The organism is Streptomyces sp. NPDC002133, from assembly GCF_040296405.1.
GTDB lineage: Bacteria > Actinomycetota > Actinomycetes > Streptomycetales > Streptomycetaceae > Streptomyces.
This window is the reverse complement of the sequence record NZ_JBEOXF010000146.1, coordinates 1-1409: the sequence shown is the minus strand read 5'-3', so window position 1 is coordinate 1409 and position 1409 is coordinate 1. Positions and strand designations below refer to the sequence as shown.

Annotated in this window: 2 protein-coding genes; both read left to right on the top strand. The window is 69.7% G+C overall.

Annotated features, from left to right (window positions below):
* Positions 1 to 117: 117 nt before the first annotated feature.
* Positions 118 to 465 (top strand): hypothetical protein, encoded by a 348-nt coding sequence (locus tag ABT078_RS42495; RefSeq protein WP_351237836.1) that lies wholly within the window; start codon positions 118 to 120, stop codon positions 463 to 465.
* A 144-nt stretch (positions 466 to 609) separates the two neighbouring features.
* A partial coding sequence (locus tag ABT078_RS42490; protein ID WP_351237834.1) for a recombinase family protein occupies positions 610 to 1409 on the top strand: 800 nt, incomplete at its 3' end.

Here is a 1409-nt window from a genome sequence, read left to right as displayed (position 1 = left end):
CACGCCTCCAACGCAATGGGCAACTTCACCTTCGAAGTGACGCTGTGCTACCGGAGGTTGGAGAAGCTGCCTCGCGGCGAGAGTAGGCCGCGTCATGACGGGTAGTACGTTCATGACATGGTGCGCGGGGATCGTGTCGACGGTATCGAGTACGCCCGGCGGGTCAATGCTGCCGTGGACCTTCTCGCGGCGGAGGCTCCTGTCGCCGAGGCGGCCCGTGCGCTGGCTGCCCAGTACGGGGTGTCGATCCGCCAGGCACATCGTTATGTGGAGCAGGCCGTGGCGCAAGGCCGAGTCGCCGTCCCCGAGGCGAACGTGGTGTTCACCGTCAAACTGCCCGGTTCGCTGGCCGAGCAGGTCCGAGAGCATGCCCGCGCCAGCGAGGCCACCGTCTCCTCGGTGGTGGCCCAGGCGCTGGCCGACTACCTCGATGTCGAGGCCCGCGGACGGCGGCCAGCACCGTGAACCGGCCGGTCGTAGAGCTGGAGTGGGTCTTCTCCCGGCACGCCACCGCGGATCTGCAGGCGGCCTACGAGGTGTTGGTGCCCCAGCGCCGAGCCCGTATCCGGGCCGGCCAGCAGCAACCACAGGTGTGCGAAGGAGCGGGCGGTGACCACGGCAGCGATTTACGCGAGGGTGTCCTCGCAACGGCAGAAGAAGGACCAGACGATCGCGTCGCAGACGGCAGCGCTGCGCGCGTACGTCGAACGGATGCGGCTTGAGCTGCCCGAGGAGTGGGTCTTCGAGGACGAGGGACACTCCGGTGCCACTCTGATGCGGCCCGCGCTGGAGCGGTTGCGGGACCTGGTGGCCCAGGTCGGGGTGGATGTGGTGGTCGTCTACGCGCCGGACCGCCTGGCGCGCAAATTCGCCTACCAGGCCCTGCTGATCGAGGAGTTCGCCCGCGCCGGAACACGCGTGGAGTTCGTCCGCGGCCCGCGCGGGGACAGCCCCGAGGATCAGCTGCTCATCCAGTTCCAGGGCATGTTCGCCGAGTACGAGAAAGCCCAGCTGATGGAACGCTACCGGCGCGGGAAGACCTATCGGGCCCGGGCCGGCTCGGTGAACGTTCTGTCCGGGGCGCCGTTCGGCTACCGCTTCATCCGCAAGAGCCCGGAGTGCGCGGCCCGCTACGAGATCACCGAGGCCGAGGCCGCCGTGGTGGCCGAGCTCTTCCGCCGCTACGTCGACGAGGGTGCCTCCATCGCCGAGCTGACCCGCTGGCTCACCGCCACCGGCACCCCGACCCGCACCGGCAAGACCCGCTGGGACCGCAGCGTGGTCTGGGGCATGCTCCGCAACCCCGCCTACGCGGGCACCGCCGTCTTCGGCAAGACCCAGGTCCAGCACGAGCCCGCAGGCATCAACCGCACCGCACGGCTGGAAGGACGCGCCACCCCGCGCCCGGT